At 69.5% G+C, this 16717-nt stretch carries 22 protein-coding genes; 12 read left to right on the forward strand and 10 right to left on the reverse strand.

The window, feature by feature from the left end; genetic code table 11:
* Positions 1–15 precede the first annotated feature (15 nt).
* From ACWC9R_RS12470 to ACWC9R_RS12480, 3 genes are all read left to right on the forward strand, one after another.
* Positions 16–891 (forward strand): DUF317 domain-containing protein, encoded by an 876-nt coding sequence (locus ACWC9R_RS12470; RefSeq protein WP_450730964.1) that lies wholly within the window; start codon positions 16–18, stop codon positions 889–891.
* 13 nt (positions 892–904) lie between these two features.
* Entirely contained in the window at positions 905–1399 is a 495-nt protein-coding gene (locus ACWC9R_RS12475; protein ID WP_450730966.1) for a hypothetical protein, read from the forward strand.
* 92 nt (positions 1400–1491) lie between these two features.
* The gene (locus ACWC9R_RS12480) at positions 1492–2580 is read left to right on the forward strand and encodes an MSCRAMM family protein (protein ID WP_450730968.1); all 1089 of its coding nucleotides are present in this window, start codon (positions 1492–1494) and stop codon (positions 2578–2580) included.
* Positions 2581–2617: 37 nt separating this feature from the next.
* Here ACWC9R_RS12480 and ACWC9R_RS12485 read toward each other — a convergent pair whose 3' ends face one another.
* Complete coding sequence (locus tag ACWC9R_RS12485) at positions 2618–2764, reverse strand: hypothetical protein (protein ID WP_380932653.1); 147 nt, start codon at positions 2762–2764, stop codon at positions 2618–2620.
* Positions 2765–3115: 351 nt separating this feature from the next.
* Between ACWC9R_RS12485 and ACWC9R_RS12490 the strand changes: the two genes are divergently transcribed.
* Positions 3116–3322, forward strand: coding sequence for a hypothetical protein (locus tag ACWC9R_RS12490; RefSeq protein WP_450730970.1), 207 nt, complete (start codon positions 3116–3118; stop codon positions 3320–3322).
* Positions 3323–3475: 153 nt separating this feature from the next.
* Here ACWC9R_RS12490 and ku read toward each other — a convergent pair whose 3' ends face one another.
* The 3 genes from ku to ACWC9R_RS12505 all read right to left on the reverse strand — a co-directional run bounded on the left by ku (position 3476) and on the right by ACWC9R_RS12505 (position 5028).
* Positions 3476–4291 (reverse strand): non-homologous end joining protein Ku, encoded by an 816-nt coding sequence (gene ku, locus ACWC9R_RS12495; RefSeq protein ID WP_450730972.1) that lies wholly within the window; start codon positions 4289–4291, stop codon positions 3476–3478.
* A gap of 98 nt (positions 4292–4389) precedes the next feature.
* A complete protein-coding gene (locus ACWC9R_RS12500; RefSeq protein ID WP_450730973.1) occupies positions 4390–4893 on the reverse strand; it encodes a DUF6233 domain-containing protein in 504 nt (167 codons plus the stop codon).
* A complete protein-coding gene (locus tag ACWC9R_RS12505; RefSeq protein ID WP_450730975.1) occupies positions 4894–5028 on the reverse strand; it encodes a hypothetical protein in 135 nt (44 codons plus the stop codon).
* Between the two features lie 231 nt (positions 5029–5259).
* Between ACWC9R_RS12505 and ACWC9R_RS12510 the strand changes: the two genes are divergently transcribed.
* Both ACWC9R_RS12510 and ACWC9R_RS12515 read left to right on the forward strand, forming a co-directional pair.
* The gene (locus ACWC9R_RS12510) at positions 5260–5772 is read left to right on the forward strand and encodes a GNAT family N-acetyltransferase (RefSeq protein ID WP_450730977.1); all 513 of its coding nucleotides are present in this window, start codon (positions 5260–5262) and stop codon (positions 5770–5772) included.
* Positions 5773–5832: 60 nt separating this feature from the next.
* Positions 5833–6564, forward strand: coding sequence for a hypothetical protein (locus tag ACWC9R_RS12515; protein WP_450730978.1), 732 nt, complete (start codon positions 5833–5835; stop codon positions 6562–6564).
* 207 nt (positions 6565–6771) lie between these two features.
* Here ACWC9R_RS12515 and ACWC9R_RS12520 read toward each other — a convergent pair whose 3' ends face one another.
* Positions 6772–8106 carry a hypothetical protein gene (locus tag ACWC9R_RS12520; RefSeq protein ID WP_450730980.1) on the reverse strand — a complete coding sequence of 445 codons (1335 nt, stop codon included), beginning with the start codon at positions 8104–8106 and terminating at the stop codon, positions 6772–6774.
* 44 nt (positions 8107–8150) lie between these two features.
* On the opposite strand from ACWC9R_RS12520, the gene ACWC9R_RS12525 reads away from it, so the two are divergent.
* The 6 genes from ACWC9R_RS12525 to ACWC9R_RS12550 all read left to right on the forward strand — a co-directional run bounded on the left by ACWC9R_RS12525 (position 8151) and on the right by ACWC9R_RS12550 (position 12461).
* On the forward strand, positions 8151–8564 hold the full coding sequence (locus ACWC9R_RS12525) for a hypothetical protein (RefSeq protein WP_450730982.1): 414 nt from the start codon (positions 8151–8153) through the stop codon (positions 8562–8564).
* Between the two features lie 251 nt (positions 8565–8815).
* Positions 8816–9187 carry a DUF317 domain-containing protein gene (locus ACWC9R_RS12530; protein ID WP_380932645.1) on the forward strand — a complete coding sequence of 124 codons (372 nt, stop codon included), beginning with the start codon at positions 8816–8818 and terminating at the stop codon, positions 9185–9187.
* Positions 9188–9261: 74 nt separating this feature from the next.
* The gene (locus ACWC9R_RS12535) at positions 9262–9564 is read left to right on the forward strand and encodes a hypothetical protein (protein WP_450730984.1); all 303 of its coding nucleotides are present in this window, start codon (positions 9262–9264) and stop codon (positions 9562–9564) included.
* A gap of 26 nt (positions 9565–9590) precedes the next feature.
* The gene (locus ACWC9R_RS12540; protein WP_380932764.1) at positions 9591–10328 is read left to right on the forward strand and encodes a DUF317 domain-containing protein; all 738 of its coding nucleotides are present in this window, start codon (positions 9591–9593) and stop codon (positions 10326–10328) included.
* A gap of 82 nt (positions 10329–10410) precedes the next feature.
* Positions 10411–11316, forward strand: coding sequence for a hypothetical protein (locus ACWC9R_RS12545; RefSeq protein WP_450730985.1), 906 nt, complete (start codon positions 10411–10413; stop codon positions 11314–11316).
* 50 nt (positions 11317–11366) lie between these two features.
* Positions 11367–12461: an IS110 family transposase gene (locus ACWC9R_RS12550; RefSeq protein ID WP_450730987.1), complete on the forward strand. Its 1095-nt coding sequence runs from the start codon at positions 11367–11369 to the stop codon at positions 12459–12461.
* 364 nt (positions 12462–12825) lie between these two features.
* Here ACWC9R_RS12550 and ACWC9R_RS12555 read toward each other — a convergent pair whose 3' ends face one another.
* From ACWC9R_RS12555 to ACWC9R_RS12575, 5 genes are all read right to left on the reverse strand, one after another.
* Positions 12826–13500 (reverse strand): hypothetical protein, encoded by a 675-nt coding sequence (locus ACWC9R_RS12555; RefSeq protein WP_450730989.1) that lies wholly within the window; start codon positions 13498–13500, stop codon positions 12826–12828.
* A gap of 93 nt (positions 13501–13593) precedes the next feature.
* Positions 13594–14034: a hypothetical protein gene (locus ACWC9R_RS12560; protein ID WP_450730991.1), complete on the reverse strand. Its 441-nt coding sequence runs from the start codon at positions 14032–14034 to the stop codon at positions 13594–13596.
* Between the two features lie 83 nt (positions 14035–14117).
* Entirely contained in the window at positions 14118–15848 is a 1731-nt protein-coding gene (locus tag ACWC9R_RS12565) for a relaxase/mobilization nuclease domain-containing protein (RefSeq protein ID WP_450730992.1), read from the reverse strand.
* On the reverse strand, positions 15845–16387 hold the full coding sequence (locus ACWC9R_RS12570) for a plasmid mobilization protein (protein WP_380932636.1): 543 nt from the start codon (positions 16385–16387) through the stop codon (positions 15845–15847). Before ACWC9R_RS12570 ends, ACWC9R_RS12565 begins: the two co-directional genes overlap by 4 nt.
* 128 nt (positions 16388–16515) lie before the next feature.
* Positions 16516–16683 (reverse strand): hypothetical protein, encoded by a 168-nt coding sequence (locus ACWC9R_RS12575; RefSeq protein WP_450730994.1) that lies wholly within the window; start codon positions 16681–16683, stop codon positions 16516–16518.
* Between the last annotated feature and the right edge of the window lie 34 nt (positions 16684–16717).

The following is a 16717-nucleotide window of genomic DNA, read 5'->3' on the forward strand; positions in this document are numbered from 1 at the left end:
CATCCGGATGCCCACTTGGCCGACTTCGATCCCGACATCGACGGAGACGTCTACGTTTTCCCCCGCTACCTCGCCGGCAGCACCTTTTCAGGAGACCCGGCCCTTGAACCTCTGATGGGGCTCGGCTGGGAGCTGACGTACGACGACCTCGGCAACCTCTACCTCACCGCCCCCGACCGTCGGGTCCGCCTCGGATACCTGCCCGAGGGAGACGACGACGGACTGTGGAGGATCAATGCCTACCAGGACCGCTTCGGTCCGCCCAGCTGGGGCGTCAGCTTCAACGACAACTGCCCCACCGAGTTCGTCACCGCCTTCACCACAGCTCTCGCCCAGGCATACCAGGACGGCCCCGAGCGCTACCTCGCCCGGCCCGACCCGTCCGATCCCGAACTCGACGCCTTCCACGCCGTCGCCCCGCTGATCAACCGCGGGTGGAAGATGCCGCACCCGCGATGGGGCGTCCTGGAACTGCAGACCCCGGACGGTATGGCCGGACTGGAGTACGTCACCGGGTCGCTCGATGCGGAGGAGGAACTCACCACCCTTGAGGCCCGCTGGTACCTGTGGGGAGGCCCGAAGAACGGATACGCCCGCTGGTACGCCACCGCCTCCACGAACACGCCGATCCCGCTGGTGAAGGCCATCACCGAGAGCGTGTCCGACCCCGCGCCCGTGCCGCGCTGGAAGGACGCACTGATGAGCGGTCTGCGCGAACACGCCCAGCTCGCCCCCGTCCAGCCTCCGCCGCCCCCGGTGCCCACGCCTCTCGACGTCCGGCGCACCGCTCCCCGGCGGCCCGCGCTCACCACACGCAGCGTCCCGCGCTGGAGCACCACAACGACCCCGTCGGCGGCCCTCCCCGCCCGGCCCGCGGCCCGCCGCCGCTGAAACGAGAGCCCAAGTGTCCCTGCAAGTAGAACAGTTCTTCAGCAACGTCCTCGCGCTGCCCTTCGACGAGCACGCCGTCGTCGGCAACGCTTACTACGCCACCCCGCAGCCCGACTCGGTGCTCCGGCTGCGGATCGACTTCGCCCCCACCATCCGCCACGGCGAGTACGATGGTGTGCGCCTGCGCGTCATCCACCCCGACCAGGGCGTCATCGACACCGCGATCCTCCCCTTCGCAGAACACGGCACCTTCGCCCGCCGAGACGCGGCCCGCGACCTCACCGCCGGCCGAGACGGCTACGGCGTCTTCCGCGACTGGAACGACCGACTCAGTGCCATCGAGCCGCCGTGGAAGGGCGCGCAGGGCACCGGACTGAGCACCGCGATCACGCAGTACGCCCGAATCTGGTTCCCCGACACGCCGGACCGCACCTCAGCCCGCCAGACGGCGTCCCGCCCTGCTCTGCCGAAGCCAGCCGCCGCACCTGTCGCGCCGCGTACTCGCTGACCATCCGCCAGTCCCCGGAGCCTCTTCACTCACCCGCTGTTCCGCTCGCTTCCCTTGGAGAGACCTTCTTGCGCACCCGTTCAGCCCGTCGTATGCCTGTCGCCGCAGCTGTCGCCGCGGCGATAGCCGGCACCCTGACGTGGGCCCCGGCCGCCTCCGCCCAGAGCCCTGGCCCCGCCCCGTTCAACTCCACTGTCCCCACACTGCTCAACGCCTCGGAGAGCGGCGCGGTCGCCATCGTGAAGAAGGACCCCGGAGGGGACGTCCTCGCCGGGGCCACGTTCACGTTGTTCGACTCCATGGGCAAGGAGGCAGGCAGCGGCAAGACCAACTCCCAGGGGCAGCTCGCTTTCAAGGGGTTGGCGCCAGGGGCCTACCGTCTCAAGGAGGTCTCCAGCGGCAGCAAGTTCCACGACACGGTCGACGACCAGGACGTCATCGTCACCCCCGGCGCAGACACACCGCTGACGATCATCGATCCGTTCAAGCCCGCCTCGGTCCTGCTGAAGGCCAAGGACGACGAGACCGGCAAGCCACTGGCAAGATCCACGGTCGACATCGGCACCGACGACAAGACCCTCCTGACCCTGACCACCGGCTCCGACGGCACCGCCAGCGGTGAGCTGCCCATCAACTCCCCTACCGGAAGCGACTTCTGGGCCAAGCAGATCAAGGCACCCAACGGCTACAAGATCTACAAGCCCTCGAAAGCATTCAAGGCCAGTCCGGGCGGCCCCGTCACCGTGACCGTCACCAACGCCACGACCGCCACCACACCAGCACCCACGCAGAAGCCGACCCACCAGCCCACCGCGGACAAGCCCGGCAAGGACGAGGACACCCCGAAGCCGCGCGCCTCGGCCTCGGACACCCCGCCCCCCCGCCCAGACCGCATCGACCAGCGTGGCCCCCACCCCCGAAGGCTCACTCGCGCACACCGGAGCGAACGCCACCCCGTGGCTGCTCGGTGGTGCCGGAGTGCTCCTGGCAGCCGGCGCAGGCACCCTCGCCGTGACCCGCCGGCGCCGTACGGACGACTCCACCGACGACGGCCCTGCCGCGAACTGACCCCACCCACCCACGAAATGCCCCCGGAATCAGCAATTCCGGGGGCATTGTCGTGGGTGCGCGCCTCGGCTCGGGCCCTGCTCGACGCCTCGTGGAGACGGCGCCTGCCGTAGGGGTCTCTGTGGGGCTCAGGTTGGCGCTCGCGCCGTACTACCGGGCTCGGAAGATCGCCACCAACAGCCGCTCTGCACGCCCCCTGATCTGTGGGTCGGGGTGCGTCAGGGCTACGGCGAACAGCACCGTCAGGACGGCCAGGAACGAGTTGGAGGCGGGTGCGATCTGCACATCGATGACCATGCGAGGACCGTACTATAAATCCGTTTTGCCCTAATGTACCCCTTGAGGGGGTTGTGGTTAAGCTATATGGGACAGCGCAACAAGCGTGCTGGTCAGGGCTGTTGAGGGCACCGAGCGTCACTTCCTCCATGTGGCGGAAGTCACTCCATTGACCTCTGGTGCGAGATCTTGGCCGTTCGCCGGAGGTTCTGACGGCCAGCAGCCTTCTGCCACTGATCTTGACCGATGGTCCTCCCACATGAAGAGGAGAGGCCGTGGGCCAGATGTCGCTTCGGTCGGACGTCCCGTCGGGGCCCGTCCTGGCCTGAGACGATCAGCAGGACCGTACGACTCAACACAGGGGGGAAGAGCGTGATTAATCTGGTACTGCTCGGCGTCGTGGTGCTCGCCGTCGGCGGGTGTGCGTGTGTGGTGTGGGCGGAGCGCGGCGGCCCCCGCTGGGTCCGCCGCGTGGTGACCGTGACGCTCGCCACGAGCGAGCTGGTGCGGCGCTCCGAGAAGCGCCGGCGCCGCAGCCGGCGCCGGAGCATGACGCGGACCACCAGCGGTCGTGACTAGGAACGGTCAAAGTCGCCTGGCAATCGGCGGTTCCCCGGCGTGTGGGATGCAGCTACGCTCCCTCGCGCCCGCTGGCCGCACTGCCCAATGCTGGCCTCCGCCGAGAATCACTCACCGGTTCCCGCGGCAGCTCGCTGGTGTGCAACCGCAGCGTCAACCGCTCTGACGGCCGGGACCAGGCGGTCTCCTCGTCTTCGAGCAGCGCGTGCCCTGTGCAGCCCGAACGCTCTCCTGAAGCATGGCCATCAGGTCCACCACCGGCCCAAATGGCGTCGCAGGGGCATGCGGTGGCTCCTGCCCGGCGAGCTTCGCCGTCACCACGTCGTCCAAAGCTATCCGGTAGTGGTCGTGCTGCTCGTCGAGCCGAAAGTCCTCCGAAAGCGAAGCCATCAGGGTCTGGGCCATCTGCAATTCCTGGCGTCGCGGCTCCGGAGCAGGGGCCACCAAGGCTTCAGCGGAGCGCACTTCGTCTGGCCACAGCAGCATCTGCGCGACGATCACCTCCTCGCGGACCCGCAGGGCCACGAGGCGTTCTGGGCCGCGCAGAGCCATGCGGGCAATTCCGACCTGGCCGCTCTGCTTCATCGCGTCCCGCAACAACCGGTACGGGCGGGCTCCGGCTCCCTCGACACCCAGGAAGTACGACCTGTCCAGCGCGAGGGGGTCGATCTCGTCGGACGGCAAGAAGCCGAGCACCTCGATCGCCCTCACGCTGGGAAGGGGCAGATCCGCGAGATCGCTTTCGCTGAGCACGACGGTGCGGCCATCCGGGGCCTCGTAGCCACGGGCCACCTCCTCGTACGGCACCTCGACGCCTTCGGCCTCGCAGATGCGCCGTTGCCGGATCCTGGCACCATCCTTGGCATGAACCTGATGGAGGGGTACGGCGCGCCGCTCGGTCGCCGAATGAACCGACACAGGTATGGAGACCAGCCCGAAGGTGATGTGGAGTCTCGTGATGGCGGCCATGCCTCCATGCCACCCCTGAGCAGCAGTGATCGCATTCCGGCGCCCGACTGACACTGCTCCGGCAAGAGCCAGAGCGGGTGAGGCCGACAGTCGACGCGCTAGGCGTGCCCCGTTCCGAGTTCCAGCGCGGGCTTGAGTACCGCGGCGGCGTCGCAGTCGTGGCAGGCTCGCGCGCCCGGCCGCATCAGTGCGTCGAGCGCCTCCATCACGCCCAGCTCGACCCCTCCTCCACCCGCCCGCCGGCAGCTGGCTTCGTGCACCACCGTTCCGCCACGCCGCTTCGGGTCGGACAGCGCAACCCACCCCGTGGGCCGCGGCGGCGGAAGCTCTGGTGGGAGCCGACGCGTCGGTACACGGGACAGATCCACCCCCTCGATCGGCTGGAGTTGATCGGATGTGACCCAGACCCCGTACTCGGCTGCTTCCACGCCCGCCTGCGTTGCCACCCAAGCCGGCACCCCGATGCGATAGCGCCACGGGTGCGGCCCCCGCGTCTCACGCCTCTCATGAAGCCGTACGCGTACGGTCTGCCCGTCCGGCAAGACCAGGGTGATCTCAGCCAGCGCGCCGGCCGGCGGCTGATCCTCGGCGCCGCGGTCCATCTACTGCGCCCCGGACTCCAGCTGCTTCGCCCGCCCGCGCAGGGCCACCCGCTCGCCGCATCCGGCACCGCGGGACGACCGGTATGGGTGCCACCACACCTGCACCGACAGCTGCAGCAGGCGCCGCCGCAGCACGGTCGTCCCTCCGCGGCGCGCTGGATCCGCGAGGGCCCGGTACGTACGGTCCCAGGCGCATTGCGCGGCGAGAAGGTCCTCAGGGAACGAAGGGCATTGCATACCCACTATTGCATCACGTGTTCGATTTCTGTCGCATCTGTGCAGGTGGAGTGAGTCCCGGCCGCAGGGCTGTGGGCCATTCGCGCCGAACCGGCCCGAGTGCCCCGCCGGTAGTGCCAGGATCGGTGAATGCATGACCTCGTCCGTACAACAGACGGCAGCTGGTGGCCCGCCAACGTGCAGACGCCGCGACTCGTTCTGCGTCCCGTCGCCGAGGACGATCTGCGCGTTGCCGAGCGGCTCTGGAGAGACGAGCGGGTGCGGCGATACCTGGGCGGGCCGGTGAGCGAGGCGAAGATCGCCGTGCGGCGTCGCACCCTTCCGGGCAGTCCCGGAGCCTTCGCCATCACGGCGCGCGATACGAACGCCACGATCGGCATGATCACCATCGACCCGCACTCCAGGCGCGGTGCCACCGCGGTGTCCTACACTCTCCTGCCCGAGCACTGGGGGGCTGGCGTCGGCCGCGAGGCAGTGGCCGCCGCCCTCGCGTGGGCGAGAAGCCTGCCCGGAACCGACCGGGTCGTTGCCGTCACACAGACCGTGAACCGAGCCTCGCGCCGCCTGCTGGAGGCAGTCGGAATGCGCGAGTGCGGCGAGATGGTCGAGCACGGACACCCTCAGATCATGTATTGCGGCTGAGCCCTTTACGGCCGATGCCGCGGGCATGGGAGTCCGCGCATCGACGGCTACGCTGCCGCAGTGATTGAGCCCTCCACGCTGCCCGGCGACCCCACCGAGCTGCACCTACGCATCTCCTACGACGACGGACTCTGCGACACCCCGCAGGCCGACACCCTGGAGCGGTGGGATGTGGCCGTCCTCCACCGGCGTCGTACGCATCACGGCGGCGAGGACCCGGCGGCGACCAGCAACTGCATTCAGACGGACTGTCCCTCGTGCACCGTGGAGGACATCGCGATCGGGGCGCTGACCTTCTACCGGGTGCATCTCGACCGCGGACGGAATGCCTACTGGGCCATGGAAGAAGAATCCGAGGACCTGTACGAGACCGCGCAGGTGCTCCTCGACCCCCGTACCGGCTCGTTCACCGAAGAGGTCAGCGAGATGTTGGAGTACATCGGCACGGACCTGCTGGTCATGGACCGGGTGAACCTTGACCGGCAGTGGCGAGGCCATGGCCTAGCCGTCATCTTGGCCACCGAGGCGATCCACCGGCTCATGCCCGGCTGCCGGGCCATTGCCTGCGCACCTGGCATCACCGACCTCAGCAGCCACCGCCTCAAGGACCGCGCCGAGTGGGACCGTGTGACCGCGAAGATCGTTCGGGGGTGGCAGCGCGTCGGATTTCGCCTGTACCGCGACAACGTCTATCTCCTCTCGCCCGTCTCGCAGGACCTGGAGGAGCAGCGCGGCGAACTGCGGGGGCGGCTCGTGGACCTCGGAGCATCCTGGAGAGCCGCCACTTCCTGACCGGCGCCGCGGCGAGGCGCGAGAGAGCTGTCGCGTCGCAACGCGGGGTGTCCGCCGGCTCACGGCGTCCACAGCGGGGAAACCCGCTGCGACACCGACGAGGCAGCCAGCAGCGACGTCACACCCCCGGGAACGCCGAGCCTCCCCAGGGCCCAGTCGAGTACAGCTGCTTCGGCATCGCACATTCTGGCAATCAGGTTCGTCTGTTCAGGCAGAAGGATCCTTCGCGGGATCACAATCGTCTCGCGGACCCGGTCGAGGGGCAGCCCCCGCAGGAAGCCCTGCGCCGCGGGGCGGATCGCGTCCTCGTCCGGCGGGAGCGGCAGGCGTCGGCGGGCCGCATTCGAGACGATGATCCCGGCGACGTGGACGTACTCCCCCAGGAGCGGCCCGAACAGTTCTGCGAGTGCGCCGGTCTTGTCGGCGAGCGACAGCCCGGCGAAGGGCATCGGGAGGTGGAAGAGGCCGCTGTGGTCCTCCACCCAGATCCACGCGGTGCCCGCTCCTTGTCTTGGCGCACTTGCCCCGCACCTTGCCCAGAAGCCGTGTGCCCTGGTCGCTCTCCACGGTGTCCCCGGTCAGGGTGGTGCCCAGGGGAGTCGTTCCGGGGTGGACGGTCAGCCGCCTCCTGGCGCTGCTGAGGACGTCGACCGCGACCCCCGAGGCCGCGCACTGCTGGGCGGCCTCCTCGGTCCGCTTCTTCCAGGTCTCGAAGTCGTTGCCGTTGAGGAGTTCGGGGAAGTCGCCTTCCCAGTAGATGGTGCGGTCCCTGTCCAGAGTGACGAGGTGGACGCGGCAGTTCTGGCGGAACTTTTCGTAGTCCTGGAGCTTCTGGTCTTCGGCGAAGGTGACGACCTCGATGAAGACCCGACCGATACGGACATCGCCAGGGCCGCCGCTGTCCTTCGCCGGCTCCAGCTCGACCGGGAGTCCGCGTGCCGCCCCCATGAGCGCCAGCCGGGCCTGCGTCTGGGTGTGCAGGAACCGGGACAGGGTGACGTCGCGGCGGGCATCCCGCTTCACCGAGGCAAGGCCGGGCACCCCGGCCTCCTCCAGATATGCGTACGCAGCCCACCACCGCACCGCCTCCACCCACGCTCCCCGATCGGCTCCGTTCATGAACTGGAGCACCGGGGCAGCCCGGCCCAGACCGACGAAGGTGTCGCTGGCCCGGCCCGAGGTGGTGGAGGGAGTCACCGCCTTGGGCAGCCAGCGACTGTCGAAGAACGCGGTGAGGCCGGCCACCGCGCGTGCGGTCACCTCGTGACCCGCAGGGGAGAGGTACTCGGCGCCCTCCGGGCAACCGAACCACGCCTCCCAGTCGATCGCGCGGAGACCCTGGTCGATCGCCCGCCACATTTCTTCGTCACGAGGGTGCATGTCCGTCAGCATGAACGACTCGCAGACGTAGGCGCTGGAATTGTCCCGAAACGTTGGAACTTGAACGGAGAACACGGAATTCGGGAATTCCTCCGGCGCGCACCAGCGGGGCGCAACGACGGCGGCCGGAGTCGCCCTGGAAGTGTTGACTGTGCTGGGCACGCCCGCATTGGATGGTCGTCCCAGCACAGGAAAGGGAACGGCGTATGGCTGATCCTGACGAGCCTGTCGGCCCGGACATCGAGTTCGTCGAGTGCGACAACTGCCACGCCTCGCCACAAGAGGCGCACAGCCGTGTCTACCTCGGTGGGAGGGGCATCTCCCACACTGAGGATTGCGTGACCCACGCCATCGAAATGATCAACGGGGAGGACGGCGCCCGCCGCGCCAGGGAGCGGGACAAGTGGGCGAAGCGGAACTTCCCACCCGCATATGAACGCCTTCACGCTGCTGCTGCGGCGCTTCTCCACGGCGACACCGAGGCGGCACCCTTCATCGCCGCGCTTCTTCAACTCGCCGAAGCGCAGGCAAGCACCACCGGGTTCGTCGCACTCGGAGCATGGGTCGACATTCTCGACGCGCATTTCCCACCTGAGTATCCAGAGCCCAAGCCACACTGACGTCCGACCGCAACACTCGCCACGTCTGAGAGCCGCGGCCTGGACCGGCTAATGCACCGCCTCCTCGCCTCCCGCTGGGTCGCTGGCAGGAAGCCGAACGGCTGGGCTCGTTGTCAGACGCCTCGATTCGATGACAGCGGACAGTTCGCCGGTGGCAGACAGGAAAGACCGCCCCAAGGACTGGTGGACGCCGCCACGGCATGTCAACCTAAACGACCTTCCGGAAAACCCCAGGTCAGAGAGGTGATGCTGTGGCTTTGGATACGACGCGCCCCGGGTTCGCCACCACGGTTGAGGCACTGCGGCTCCGCTCGTGGAAGCTCGGCGCAGGCCAGCCGATGGAGGTCATCGACCAGTTCACGGGGGCCGATTTCACCCACATCGTGGACGACCGGGCCGACGTCCACATCAGCTCGCGCGACGGCCGGTTCTACCTCGGCTACTTCCCGAACGGCCGGGCCGGCGGAGCCGACGAAGACTGGGTGACGGGCGAGGGCTGGGTGATCGCCGTCACCGGCACCGCGAAAGTCCCCGGATACCGGATGTCCTTCGGTACGGAGACACCAGCGGAGATCATCGCTGGTGTCGTGGCCGACGTCCTGGCCGCCTCCCAGCCCCTGTGACTGCAAGCCGCTTCGTACGCCACGTCTACTCTGCCCCTGCTCTCGCAGCTCGCCTGCACCGCTTGGAGAACGCCTTGGAATCGCACCCGCACGAGATGACCGTCGGCGACATCATCGACGCGCTGTCCGCATCCGACCGTGACACACCCGCCCGACTGGCCATCAACCCCTTCTTCCCCATGTCCCACCGCCTGGGCGGCGTGGTGGAGGCCGTGGACGAGCACGGTCGGCCGATCGTCTACATCGCCGAGTCTCCGGAGGCCGAGCAGTTCGGCCCCCTGCCGCCCGCGGTGGCGGTCGCCCTGACCTGGCAGGAGCCGAGCGATGCGCCCCCGCGCCGACGGCGCGGCGCGACCGGCCCGAGCGCCGACCAGTAGCCCAAGCCCGAACGACGGAGGCGCCCCTGTATCCGCACCACCCCCTCGATCCCTCCCACCCCAACTCGCCGGACCCCACGTACTGGGTCACCCCGCGCCACCTGGCCGGCGATGACGACGCCCTCGCCGAGCGGATCGGCGACACCCTCACCGGGCTCGGCTGGCGCATGTGGCCGACCTCCCGCAACACCCTGCTCTACGTGAGCCCGGACGGGCTGCGCGGCGCCGAGTGGATCCTGGCCGCCTACCCGTTCGAGCTGGGCGGACTCCCGGTGGCCTGGCAGCTGTCGGCGCGCCCCCACCCCGCCTCGGCCATGACCGAGTGGAACGCCTACTTCACCGCAGGCGTCCCCCACGAGGCGCTCACCGACCTCCTGCTCGCGCTCGACGCCCACGAGGCCCCCGACACCGGGTTCGAGGGAGCGGAGGCGGTGCTCACCGCGCTCACCACACGAGGCTGGCTGCGCGATCTGGACCGGCCGCGCACCACCGCCTCGGACCCCGGCTTCTCCGCCAGCGTCTCCTTGGAGACTCTGGGGCCGCTCATCCAGGACGCCGACCCGCGCGATGACCTCCTGGGGTGGCAGGCGTGGGCGGAGCCCGTGCTCGGAGCACCGTACCTGTGGTGCGCCGGTTTCAGCGCGAGCGTCCCCCACGAACTGGTCGCGGCCTTCGCCTCCTCGCTCGCTGCCCCCGGCCCGGTACCGCGCCGCACGCTGCCGCAGGGTGCGGAGGACCGGCTCACCGTCATCCGTCGCAGCTGACTACGGCGCTTCCCACGCGGACCACGACGGCCTACGTGCCGCACGGTCCCACCACCCCTGTCCTTCGTCTCATGGAGGTTCCTTGACCCTGCCGTTGATCCGGCTCGCCATCGGCCGCACGAACGGCACCGCACACTGGGGCGTCGCGCTCGGCCCCGACGTGTTCACCGTGTGCGCCACCCACTCGCCCGACCTCGTGCCCATCGCCGACAACACGGCGCACAGCCTGTGCCAGAGCTGCGCTCGGGCCTGGCTCATCCTCACCACGCCACCGCATCCCGGGAGTGAGGCGGATGCCCGGCCCGCTGTCGGCACGGGGCCGGGCGCCGCAGGGCACCGGCCTATACCGGGCCACCTGTTGGGCTACTGCGGCAAGCCACTCGAAGCCCGCCGCTCCACGGCTCGGCGCCGCTGCGCCAACTGCACCCGCCTCAGCGACGCTCTGGACCGCTTCCGGCAACGAGCGCACGGCCTCGACATTCCCCGCAGCGAGCCCTGCCACGGCAACAGTGACCTGCTCTGGACCCCCAAGGGCCGCGAAAACCTGGTTGTCGGCCACCGCCGAAACTCCGTGACCGGTAATGCGTACTGCGATCGGCGGCTGGCCGGCCCCAATCCGGGAGCCCCCAACGAGTGCGCGCCGTGCCGGCGGCACTGGGAAGAGACCGAGGTCGTACGCCAGACCTACACGCTCCCGCATATGCGGGCCGAGGCCCTCGCCTGGGGCGAGCGCCGGCTCAGCATCTATGACGACAGCGCAGGCTCTCTGCGCTCCGGCGACGCCTACACCTTGCCCGGCTGCGCGCAGACGCACCACGTCGTCGCGGTGAGAGAGCGCACCCGCGACAGCCACACCGACATCGTTGTCTACCTCTCCGGCGACGACCGTGTCACCGACGTCCGACTGCGCCGAGATCGCCTCGTCACCATCCAGCGCCCTGACGCCGGGGAAGTCGCCATACCTCGCCAGTGCATTGCGGGCGCATAGCCCCTTGAATTTGGCTGCCCAGAAAGAACGAGAAAGGGGATTCACTCCGCGTGCCGAAGTTTTGGTGCGGTATCGACTGGTCGGAATCGCTGAACGACGTGGCGGTGATCGACGAGAGCGGCGAAGTGGTCGCGCACACCAGGGTGGAGGCGACACCGGAGGGGGTGAAGGAGATCCTCGCCCTTCTGCGCGGCCTCCGCACGAGCCACACCCACAGCCGCAAGCAGGTGCCGGTGGCCATCGAAACACCCCACGGTCTGCTGGTTGCCGCCCTGCGCGCCAAAGACCAGCCGGTCATCGTGCTGCACGCCGGCACCGTGGCCCGCTACCGCGGGCGGATCAGCCCGGCCCGCAAGAAGAGCGACCGCACCGACGCGGCCCTGTTGGCCAACATCGTGCGCACCGACGGGGCCTGGCACCGGCCGATGCCTCGGACCTCCCAGGAGGCGATGGCGGTCACGGTCCTTGCCCGTACTCAGCGCAAAGCAGTGCACACCCGCCAATACCACCGCAACCAACTGCGCAGCCTGCTGCGCGAGTTCTACCCGGCGGCACTGGAGGCGTGGCAGGACCTCCCTCACGGCATCGTGCGGGCCGAGGCCCGCGCCCTGCTGGCACTCGCGCCCACCCCCGACAAGGCGCGTCAGTTGCGCAAACGGCACATCGCCGACACGATCGCCGCCGTCGGCCGCACCCGGCTCGTCGATGACCACGCTGAGCGCCTGCGAGCCGTCTTTCAGCACCATCACCTGCGCCACCCGCCCCACATCGAAGAGGCCATGGGCCAGCAGGTCCAAGCCGCGCTCGCTCTCCTGAACCAGGCGTGTGCTTCGGTCGAGTACCTGACCGAGGCCGCCACGACGGCGTTCCACGCACACCCGCACGCCGAGATCTACGCCTCGTTCCCCGGCTGCGGCCCCCTCATCGGCGCCCGGCTGCTCGGGGAGATAGGCGACGACCCGAGCCGGTTCACCGTTCGCGGCCTGCGCGGGAGCAGCGCCGCTGACGTGGGAGAGCAGTTCGAGCCGGGTGGTCACCCACCGCCGGATGGCGAACTCCCACCTCAAAGAGATCGGCCACATCTGGGCCTTCGCCACCCTGACCCGGTCACCCGGCTGCCGCGCGCACTACGACCGCCGCCGTGAGCAGGGAGACCGCTACGCCGCAGCTCTGCGGAACCTGTATGGGCGCCTGCTGTCCTGCCTGCACTTCTGCCTGAAGAATTCCACGCCGTACCGGGAAGAGACCGCGTTCCCCGGCGGTTGTGAATAGGTGAGTGGGGCGGAGCGGGTGGCAGCCGGGAACACACCTGGGAATTCACCTCGGGCCATGAGCCCTTAAGCGGGAACGGTGCCCGGCTGCCTTCCGCTCCGCCCACCCCAGCAACGCCGTCGGCCACCGCAATGGGCCCGGCACCTGATCCGATCGGGTCAGGTGCCGGGCCCTTTTGAGTTGGCCAAGAGCCGCGGCCCCGCTGCCCGACGAAGGCAGCGGGGCCGCGGCGCGGCGTCACCGGGCAGTTTGCGCCTTGTGGACAGCCTTGGCGACGTGGGTGTCGACCAGTGCGGGAGAGCCGGAGACGATCAGCAGGACGTTGCCGGTGCGGATCGCCGTCTGCTTGACGACGCTGCGCTGTCCGCCGGCGGAGTAGGTGAGCAGCTGGCTCCACTGTTCGTCGCCCAGGTTCGGCGCGGTCGTCTTCCGTCCGCCGATGTCGATGACGCTGGTGCCCGAGGCGACCTGGTATGAGGAGCAGGAGACCATCGCGTCGAAGATCTTCCCGATGTCCTTGGACAGCTTCGTGGCGCTGTCGCTGTAGAGCTCCTCGCTCACCTCGGAGCTGCTGCCCGTGTACGTGAAGGACGCCTTGGCCTTGCGGGGGAAGCTGAGACTGCTGCCGGTGGCCGTGTCGCCGCCGAGCTTGGCCAGTGCCGGGCAGCCGATCACGCTGACGTCGTCGCCCCGGACAGCAGGCTTTGCCTTGTGGGTGTAGCCCTCGCCCAGGTCGTCCTCGTCGAGGAGCCGCTTGCCCAGCTCGGCCGAGGACAGCGGCGCGGATGCCTTCGCCTCGTCGCCGCCCCGGCGCGAGGGGGCGTCGGCGGACTGGGGGCTGGCGGAGCAGCCCGCCAGGGCGAGGACGGTGAGGGCGCTCAGGCCGAGGGCGGTCGTGGTGGAAAGGCGCATGCGGAACCCCTTGGTGTAGCGAGACGGTCTGTCTGACCGGGGCGGCCCTCCGAGTGCCGACGAACGCAGGGGTGGGGAAGGGGTTTCGTGATGTCAGTGGCCGAGGTGGCGCAGGCCGTCTTCGAGGTTGGGGTGGAAGTGGTCGACCGGACCGGAGTTGCGGTTGTACCAGGCGGTGCTCAGACGCTCCTCCTTCGTCTCGTGGCCGGCCGGGCAGCGCAGCCACACCGAGTCGTCGCGCATGTTGAAGACGATCCAGTTCCGGTACGCACCGCAGTGGCACGCGTGGACTTCGCCGTCGATGACGAGCGGCAGGTCCCAGCGCATCATGAGTCCCGAGACCTCCTGGCGGGACGGCGCCCGGAACTCCGGGGGCAGGAAGTCGGGCACCTCCGCGGCCTCCGGCGCGGCCGGGGCCGTGGCGGCGTCTGTGGCAGGTGTGTTGGGCAGCGGCAGTTCGGTGTGCATCGCCAGCAGCGCCTGGCCGGCGCGCTGTGCGTCACGGAACTCGCGGTCACGGGTGCGTCGGAACATGCCGTCTCCATCTCAGTCGTCTCGCCAGGCACGAGGAGAGTGCCGTAAGTCCCTGACCTGCTGCAACTCTAAGAATGTTGAATTCAGCGGGACTTGCGGGAACGGTCGTTGCCGTGCTCCGGGCGCTGTGCGGTACCGCGGGTGGCGCTGGGCTCGGTGGCAGTGGAGGCGTGCTCGGGCATGGCGGATGCGTCGGCGGGCAGATCGGCCATCCGCCGCAGCCGCCAGACGAGCACGTCGCTGATCGAGCCGGCAGTGTCCAACTCCCTTCGCTCTGCGGCTTCGGCCAGGAGTGCGGCCGGGTCGTGGCCGGCGCTCTCGGCGTCGGCGAGCGTGGCGGCCAGGGCGTACCACCCCTGCTCGGCCAGGATCTGCTCGGCCAGCTCCGGCACCGCCTGACGCAGGAAGGCAGTCTGCTTGCGCTGCATGGGCTGGGACAGACGCCGACCGCGCTGGTGCAGGACGGCCAGGTGCATGGGGGCGGCGCTCTGGTAGGCGGCGCGCAGGTGCTCGGCGGCCTGGAGGGCAGCAGTAGCCTGCTGGGCGTGCGCCTTCTTCCCGTGCCAGTGGGCGGCGGCGGTGACCAGGAAGAACAGCATGTCGATGACCATGGCGGTGGTGGCGCCGTCCTCTCCGCGGCCGAGCACCGGCCCGCCGTAGACGAGGTCACGAGCGGCCTGGCGCAGAGCACGATCGTGGCCCCGCTCGGCGCGAACGTGGGAGCGGGAGGCCCGCTCGAACGCCCAGGCGGCCTCTCGAAGTTCGCTGCGGGTGTGCGCCGCCGAGGTCTTGGCGAGCGCGTCGAGGACTTCACCGGCCGCGGCGAGCTGCGCGGCGATCTGCCCGTCGTCGTCCTGGTCGAGGACCAGCACGGCCTGCCATACCGCCGTTGTCGCCTTCCGCCGCGCGGTCGAGGGGCTGACCCGCGCCGAGCCGGAGGAACGGTCCGTGGCGGCATCGCGGTCGTGGTCGGCGACGTTGGTGGAGAACCGCTCGCGGATGCGGGGCAGGGAGAGGTCGGGCGCGAGGGTGGAGCCCGAATAGTAGATCGGCTCCTGGTCCTCGTTGCGGTCGTCGGGCAACGCGACCTTGTAGCCGAGCAGATCGCCGGAGGGCGCGATGCGCTGGCGGATCAGCAGGCCGGCGGCGGCCAGGCGGTCGAAGAACTCCTGCTCGCTGGCGACGCCGGCTGCGGCGTGGCGCACGGTTTCCCGCAGCTCCTCGCGCGGTGGGCGCTTCTTTTCCTGGCGCTCGGCTTTGTGGCGTTCGGCGCTGGTGGGGCGCTTGGCAGCTGTTCCGTCGCCGGTGTTCAACCGGCGTAGGCCGTAGTCGACTTCGATCTTGCGTGCTTCCTCCTGGGAGCGTTTGCCGTCCTGGCGTATGCGGGCCTGGCGGCCGTCCTCGCGGACGACGGTGGCGATGATGTGGATGTGGTCGTCGGCGTGGCGGACGGCCGCCCAGCGGCAGGCGGCATCGTCGCCTTCGGGGGCGATGCCGGTGGCGGCGACCATGCGGCGGGCGATGTCGGCCCACTGCTCGTCGGTGAGGACCGGGTCCTCGGGGGCTGCGCGAACGGAGAGGTGCCATACGTGCTCGGCGGGCCTGGCGCTTGCGGGCAGGGCCATGACGGGCTGGTCGAGCAGGCGCTGCAGGTCGACGTAGGTGGCCGTGGGGTCGCGGCCCGGGTCGGGGACCAGGCTGTCCCACGCCGCGACGAGGTGGGGGTCGATGTGCTCCTCGTGCGTGCCGGGCCCGTACAGGTAATACAGCAGGCCGAGGGTGCGGGTGCCCATGTCGTGGACGCGGGGGATCATGCAGCCGCACGCTCGCTGTCCAGGTAGTGCTGGGTGAAGTCGTCCACCCGCCGAGCGGCACGGTGCACGGCGGCGAGCACCGCTTCGGCCTGTGGGGCGTCACCGCCCGAATTGAAAGTCTTGGCAACCTGGTTGAGGTTGTTGCCGACCTGTCCGAGGTGGCGCCGAAGGGTGAACAGCTCGGCGAGCATCTCGCGCTCGCCGGCGATCTCGGCCGCCGTGCGCGTCAGGTCCCGCGCGGCACTGAGGGCTGCGTGGGCGAGGAAGCCGGAGGGTGTCATGGCGCACGCGGCTGCGGCGTCGAGAACGGACTGCTTCTCGTCGTCGTTGAAACGGCTCGTGATCAGGTGCTTGCGCTTGCTGGTCTTGGTCTTCGGCGTGCGGTTGCGCGTAGGCGGCTGACTCGACGGCGCGCTCGCGTGGTGCGTGCAGTGCGGGTTGTGGCACGGGTGAGTCGTGTTCTCCTCCTGGGGATGCCGGCCGCCCTCGGTCGCATCCCCTCGGTCCGGTGCCCCCTGGCGCTGGACCGCCTCCGCCACCCCCGGGGCGGAGGACGCGAGAGTAGTACTCCCAACGGGAGTACTACTCTCGCACCAACTTGCTCGTGACAAGGTCGAGTTGGCTTCCGGCTCACCGTGCGCGTGAGTGGGGGGTGTCGTCGGGTTCGTCATCGGTTTCGGTACCTCGTAGTGCGGATGCGGAGCTGAATTTCGGCGGCCAGGTTGACCATGGCGGTCGGACCGTCGAGGACGCGGACGGGGGAATCGACGCGGTCCTGGACGAGCCACTGGCCGGTCGGGGCCAGCACGGCTGCGTGCAGGAGCTGGTAGCGCACGAGCATCTCCGCCCAAGCGCCGGCCTCGGCAGGG

The sequence above is a fragment of the Streptomyces sp. NPDC001219 genome (assembly GCF_053597915.1).